The following is a 6,769-nucleotide window of genomic DNA, read 5'->3' on the forward strand; positions in this document are numbered from 1 at the left end:
GAGGGCCGACGGGGTGCGGCCCTCTCCACTTTCGTAGCAGCCGCCGAGCTTTAGCGAGGCGACGACAGGTGCGACTCCGTGCCGAGGCCAGGCTTGAGTGCGGCCGACGTAGCCTCGCTGGCGCTCGACAACTGCTACGGATTAGCGCTCGTGCAACGCCTCTGCCCGCGCCCGGATGATGGGCTTGAGCAGGTAGCTGAGGATGCTTTTCTTGCCAGTGATGATGTCCACCGAGGCGACCATGCCGGGGATGATCAGCAGCGGCTTCTCATCGGTGCCCAGGTGGCTGCGGTCGGTGCGCAGGGTGATCATGTAGTAAGTGTTTTTCTTGTCTTCATCGGTGATTGTGTCGGCGCCGATGCGTTCCAGCTTGGCCTTGAGGCCGCCGTAGATGGTGTAGTCATAGGCGGTGAACTTGACGATCGCCTCCTGCCCCGGATGCAGGAAGGCGATGTCTTGGGGGCGGATCTTGGCTTCCACCAGCAGGGTGTCGTTGAGCGGCACGATTTCCACCATGTCGCTGCCTGGCTGAATCACGCCGCCAACGGTGTTGACCAGCAGCTGCTTGACGATGCCGCGTACCGGCGAGGTCACCAGGGTGCGGCTGACCCGATCTTCCAGGGCCTTGCCGGTGGACTCGGCCTTGTTCAGTTCGGTGCGGGCTTCGTTGAGTTGGGTCAGGGCTTCACTGCGGAATTTGCCGCGGGTCTCGTCGATTTTGCGCTGCACTTCCTTGATCGCCGATTCGGCGCGGGGAATGGCCAGGGTAGTGGCATCCAGTTGCCCACGGGTTTCCATCTCGGCGCGCTTGAGGCGCAGCACTTCCACCGGAGATACCGCGCCCTGGGCCACCAGCGGCTCGGACATGTTGATTTCCTGGCGTTGCAGGCTCAACTGGTTGCGGTACTGACCTTGCTTGGAGCTGAACTCGCGCAGTTCCTGTTGGCGCTGCACCAGTTGCTCCTGCAAGCCGCCGATCTCATCCTTGAGCTGCTGGCGACGGCTCTCGTACAAGGAGCGTTCGTTGGCCGCCTGGCTTGGCGCAGCCTTGAGCACGTCGTCAGTGATATTGAGCGGACGATCATCCACCTGGGCGCTCAAGCGCTCGACTCGCAGCACCATGGACAGCCGCTGGGCTTCGGTTTCACCGGCGTTGGAGGCAAAGCGGGTGTCATCCAGGCGAATCAGCGGAGCACCGGCTTCAACGATCTGGCCTTCATGCACGTACAACTCGGCGACAATACCGCCTTCCAGGTTCTGGATTTTCTGCAGCTTGGAGGACGGAATGGCCTTGCCGTCGCCACGGGTTACTTCGTCGATGCTGGAGAAATACGCCCAGGTCATCAGGAACAGGAAGAACGCGATGATCGCCCAGATGGTCAGGCGGATGACCCGCGGCGCATCTTCGATCAACGCCTTGTTGACCTCGGGCAGCGGTTGATCATGAAGAGATTCGGAGCCTTTAAAATAGCTGCCGATCGAAGCTTTGATAGAGTTAAGCGACACTGATTTGCCCCTTCTTCAACGCTTCCATGACCACGGCTTTCGGGCCGTCCGCGAGGATCTGCCCACGGTCGACCACCAGCAGGCGGTCCACCAGGGACAGCAGCGAGGCACGGTGCGTGACCAGCACCACCGTCTTGTTTGCCACCACAGCTTGCAGGCGTTGTTTCAAGCGTTCTTCACCAGTGTTGTCCATGGCGCTGGTCGGTTCGTCGAGCAGCAGGATAGGCGGGTTGAGCAGCAGGGCGCGAGCCAGGGCGACGTTTTGCCGCTGGCCGCCAGACAGGTTCTGCCCACGTTCGCCGACTTGCAGCTCGTAGCCCTGGGGGTGCAGGCTGGCAAACTCATTCACACCGGCAAGCTCGGCGGCCTGCAGGACTACCTCGTCTTCGACGTAGCGGGCACCGGAGACCAGGTTGTCACGCAGGGTACCGGCCAGCAGTTGGATATCTTGCGGTACATAGCCGATGTTGTGGCGCAATTCACTGACGTCGATCTGGCGGATGTCCACGCCGTCCACCAGCAGCGCACCGGAGTCCGGTTGATAGAGGCCCACCAGCAGTTTGGCCAGGGAGCTTTTACCCGAGCCGCTGCGGCCGATGATGCCGATTTTCTCGCCGGGCTTGATCACCAGGTTGATGTTCTTCAGCGCGGCGTTCTGTTGGTTCGGGTAGGTGAAGTTCAGGCCACGGCACTCGATGGCGCCTTGCAGGGTGCGGCGGCTCATAGGGCGCTCTTCGAAATTGCGCTCTTGGGGCAACTCCATCATCTGGTCCACCGAGGTCATAGTGACCTTGGCTTGCTGGTAACGGGTCAGCAGGCCCGACAGCGAGGCCAGCGGGCTCAGGGCGCGGCCGCTGAGCATGTAGCAGGCGATCAAGCCGCCCATGCTGAGGTTGCCGTCAATGATCTGGTACACGCCGAAGACGATCATGATGACGCCAGCCAGTTGCTGGATCAGCAGGGTCATGTTCATCGACAGGCCCGACAGCAACTTCACCCGCAGCTCAAGACGGCTGAGGGTGCCAATAGTCTGTTCCCACTGGTACTGGCGCTCGCTTTCGGCGTTGTTAACCTTGACCGCGTCCAGCCCGGCGAGGGTTTCGATCAGGCTCGACTGGCGCTCGGCGGCTAGGGCCATGGTTCGTTCCATGGTCGCCACCAGGGGTTTTTGCAGGGCGTAGCCGATCCCCAGGGCAATCGGGAACGCCAGCACCGGAACCCACACCAGGTGCCCACCGAGGATGGCAATCACCAGGAAGATCAGCAGGGTGAACGGCAGGTCTATCAGGCTGGTGAGGGTCAGAGACGCGAGAAAATCACGCAGGCTCTGAAATTCGTGGATGTTCTGGGCGAAGCTGCCGACCCGCGCCGGGCGGTACTTCATGGACATGCCGACAATGCGCTCGAATAGCGTGGCCGAGATGATCAGGTCGGTCTTTTTCCCCGCCAGGTCCAGGCACAAGCTGCGCAGGCTCTTGAGGATCAGGTCGAACAAGTAGGCGCCGCCGATGCCGATGGCCAGCACCCACAGGGTGGCCGTGGCCTGGTTCGGCACCACGCGGTCGTAGACGTTCATCACAAAGAGCGGCGCGGCCATGGCGATGATGTTGATCAGGAAACTGGCGGCGATGGCGTCGGTGTAGAGCCAGCGCGAACGCTTCAAGGTGTCGCGAAACCACGAGCGGGCACGGGGAATCAGGGTGCCGTGGTTGACGTCGAATTTGTGCTGGGGCTGGGCGAAGAACACTTTGCCGATGTAGTCATCGGCGAGCTGCTCGCGCTTGATGATCACTTCACCGCCGTCGCTTTCGCTGAGCAGGATCCGCGCTTCGTCCTGGCCTTGCCAGCCGACCAGCACGGTGCTACGACCGTCCTTGAGCAACAGCAGCGCCGGCAGGGCAATGGTGGGGATCTGTTCGAGCTTGCGTTGCAGCAAACGCCCCTGCAACCCGGCACGTGCGGCGGCACGAGCCAGCAGATCAGCGCTCAGGCGCTGCGCGGGCAGCGGCAGGCCGGTGGTGAGCATCGCCGCGCTGGCCGGCTTCTGGTGCAGGGCACAGAGCGTCAATAAACCGTCGAGTAACGGGTCGTCGTGCAGTGCGCGTGGATCATGACTGAGATGAACTCGACTGACTTCTGATTCCACGCGAACACTCTCAACTAACAATTGGACAATGAGTTTTTACTCAGTTCATCCCAGGCAGTTGAACCTTCGGCTTCACATCGTTTTGTACGACGGAGGCCATCGGTGCGACCACTCCCTGGCTCTTGAGCAACTCGCCCATGGTCGCCTTGATTCGGTACTGAGTAAATAACTGAACGTTTTTTATCTCTTCCAGGCGCCGGGAGGCAGTGAACAGCTCGTTCTCGCTGTCGAGCAAATCCAGCAGGGTCCGCTCGCCGAGGCTGAATTGCTTCTGATAGGCGCTACGCACGTTGTTGCTGTGGTCGACATATTGCTGGGCGATCGGCACCTGGGCATTGGCGTTGTTCAGAGCGTTCCAGGCCAGGCCCAGCTCTTCGTTCAGCTGGCGCAAGGCATTGTTGCGGATATCCAGGGCCTGGTTGGACTGGTAGGACTTGGATTGCAGGTCGGCCTTGTTGCTGCCACCGGCGAACAGGTTGAAACGCATACGTACCATGGCTTCCCAGCCATTGTTGTGGCTGGCGTCGCCGTCGATGTTGTTATCGGCGTTGGTGCCAAGCTCGGCATCAAAACGCGGGTAGAAGGACGACTTGGCCGCTTCGTACTGCTTTTCGGCGGCGACGATATCGGATTCGGCAGAGCGCAGGATCGGGCTGTTGTCGAGCATCTGGCGGCGCGCTTCATTCAAGTCGACGGGCAGCAGTGCCATGAATGGGGCAGGACGCTCCAACTGGTCCGGCATCTGGCCAACGGCGCTGAGGTAGTTGGTTTGGGCATCGGCCAGGTTGGTCTGTTCGGTGATCACATTGTTGCGGGCCTGGGCCAGACGGGCTTCGGCCTGGTCAAGGTCGGCACCGCTGCCCACGCCACGCTGGGTGCGCAGCTTGATCTGGTCGTAGATGCGCTCGTGGTTGCGCAGGTTGTCTTCGGCCAGGCGCACAAATTCACGGCGGGTCAGCACGTCGAGGTAAACCTGGGCCACTGTCAATCCAGTGCGCTCGGAGGTGCCGAGCAGGGAGTACGCACGGGAGTTAACGTTGGCTTGTTGGCGCCCTACTTCGCTGGAAGTAGCAAAGCCGTCAAAAATCATTTGCTGCAGACGCAGGCTGGACTCACTGCGATTGAGCGTGTCCCAGTGGTTGCTGCTATTGGTTCGGGTGGACGAGCTATCGGTGCCTTCACGACCGTAACCGGCGTTCAGATCGACCCGCGGCAAATAACCGCCCTGGGCGGCTCGCAACTGGTAGTCGGCAGACAGGCGGCTGTTGACGCCCGCCTGGATCTCCGGATGCACATCCAGCGCTTGCTGCATGGCCTGGGGCAATGTTTGTGCTTGTACGAAGCTGGCGGCGAGGACGAACGGTATAGCCTTGAGCAGTTGCAAACGCATTAAAAAATTCCCCAGGACTTCTTGTCTCAAATCACAGCGACTCATGTCGCTGCGCCGAAAAATGGCAACCGTAATGACCGTGCGTCGGAAAGTTCAAAAGCGGAACTGGATCACACACCGTAGGACGATTCGCCACGTAAATATCAATGTGACATTAGTGGGGCGATTGTTTAGGATGGAGCCCATAAGGTCAATAGTTTGGCATAAAGTTAATTTCTAAAAAAACTCAGCCAAATTATTGACGATTAACCTGTCAAAACTTAAGCACCTCCAAACTGGCATCTAAATGATTGTCAGGACTATGGAAGTCACCCGAACGGATCGCCGGAGAACTCTTCAATGAGCAGCGTTGTTGCCATCGTCAAAAGCATTGTTGGCCAAGTGTTCGTCATTTCTCCGGAAGGGGTCAGACGTGTTCTCGTTGAAGGTGATCGTCTGTTCGTCGGTGACCAGATAGACACCGGTCTCTCCGGCGCCGTGAGTCTGGAACTGGCCGACGGCCGGACCCTGGACCTGGGCCGCGACACCCAGTGGAGCGCCGACGCCCCCGACTCCAGCACCGACCTGGCCGAGGCCACCGCGCAAGCCGCACCGTCGGTTGCCGAACTGCAGCAAGCCATCGCCGCCGGCGCCGACCCGACCACCGAGCTGGAAGCCACCGCTGCGGGCCCAACCGCTGCCGGTACGGGCGCCGCGGGTGGTGGTCACAGCTTCGTGGTGCTGGATGCAACCGCAGGCCGCGTTGACCCAACGATTGGTTTCCCGACTGCCGGCCTGGCCGTTACCACGGCCCCATTGACCGAGCGCCTCGCCGCGCAACCGACCACCAACGCTGACCAAGCGGGCCCAGCCGCGCCCGTACCATCGACCCTTACCCTGGGTGCCACGCCGACCATCACCGAAGCTGGCGGCGTGCTGACCTATACCGCCACCGTGACCCAAGCGCCCACCAGCGACCTGAGCATCACCCTGTCCAACGGCTCGGTGATCACCATCCCGGCTGGCCAGTTGACCAGCACCGTCAACGTGCCCATGGCGCCGAATGACAGCCCTTATATCGATCCAAGCCAGATCAGCGTCACCGTTACCGGCACCACTGGCGGCACCAACCTGGAGCTGACCATCAACCCGGCGCCGGCCGTGACCCAGATCACCGACACCATCGACACCACCACCGTCACGCTGACGGCGGGCGAGAGTGTGACCGAAGGCGGCCAGATCACTTACACCGCGACGCTGACCAACCCGGCGCAAACGCCGGTGACCGTCACCTTGAGCAATGGCTCGGTAATTACCATTGAAGCGGGCAAGTCCACCGGCACAGTGGTGGTCGATACCCCGGCCAATGACGTTTACAACAATGGCAGTACAGTCAGCACCACGATTACTGGGACGACGGGTGGGAATTTTGAGAGCCTGGTGCCCAATACTGCGCCGGCTGAGACGAAGATTGTCGACTCGCTGGACAACACCGGCCTGACGCTGAGCGCTGAAGGATCGATTGTTGAAGGCGGCAAGATCACCTACACCGCCACACTGACAAACCCTGCCGACACCGCCGTCACCGTGACGCTCAATAGCGGTGCGGTGATCACCATCGAAGCCGGGAAAACCAGCGGCTTCGTCGCGGTCGATACGCCGGTCAACGATGTTTACAACAATGGCAGCACCGTCACCGACTTCATCAAGTCCACCACCGGCGGCAATTTTGAACAGCTGACGCCTAA

At 60.7% G+C, this 6,769-nt stretch carries 3 protein-coding genes and 2 pseudogenes; 2 read left to right on the forward strand and 3 right to left on the reverse strand.

Features of this window, described 5'->3' with window-relative positions; translation table 11 throughout:
* Positions 1 to 141: 141 nt before the first annotated feature.
* Genes ACZRJ6_RS25630 through ACZRJ6_RS25640 form a run of 3 tightly spaced genes read right to left on the reverse strand, consistent with a single transcriptional unit; the run spans position 142 to position 5,042 of the window.
* Positions 142 to 1,506, reverse strand: a complete 1,365-nt coding sequence (locus ACZRJ6_RS25630) for an HlyD family type I secretion periplasmic adaptor subunit (protein ID WP_149414263.1) — start codon at positions 1,504 to 1,506, stop codon at positions 142 to 144.
* Positions 1,496 to 3,652 (reverse strand): type I secretion system permease/ATPase, encoded by a 2,157-nt coding sequence (locus tag ACZRJ6_RS25635; RefSeq protein WP_463970624.1) that lies wholly within the window; start codon positions 3,650 to 3,652, stop codon positions 1,496 to 1,498. The genes ACZRJ6_RS25630 and ACZRJ6_RS25635 overlap by 11 nt, the downstream gene beginning before the upstream one ends.
* Positions 3,653 to 3,692: 40 nt before the next feature.
* Positions 3,693 to 5,042, reverse strand: a complete 1,350-nt coding sequence (locus ACZRJ6_RS25640; protein WP_133103588.1) for a TolC family outer membrane protein — start codon at positions 5,040 to 5,042, stop codon at positions 3,693 to 3,695.
* A gap of 339 nt (positions 5,043 to 5,381) precedes the next feature.
* Here ACZRJ6_RS25640 and ACZRJ6_RS25645 point away from each other — a divergent pair.
* Both ACZRJ6_RS25645 and ACZRJ6_RS25650 read left to right on the forward strand, forming a co-directional pair.
* Positions 5,382 to 5,756: pseudogene (locus ACZRJ6_RS25645) on the forward strand (retention module-containing protein); the annotation flags it as partial.
* Between the two features lie 147 nt (positions 5,757 to 5,903).
* A pseudogene (locus tag ACZRJ6_RS25650) lies at positions 5,904 to 6,769 on the forward strand (immunoglobulin-like domain-containing protein); the annotation flags it as partial.

This window comes from Pseudomonas sp. C321 (assembly GCF_055407105.1).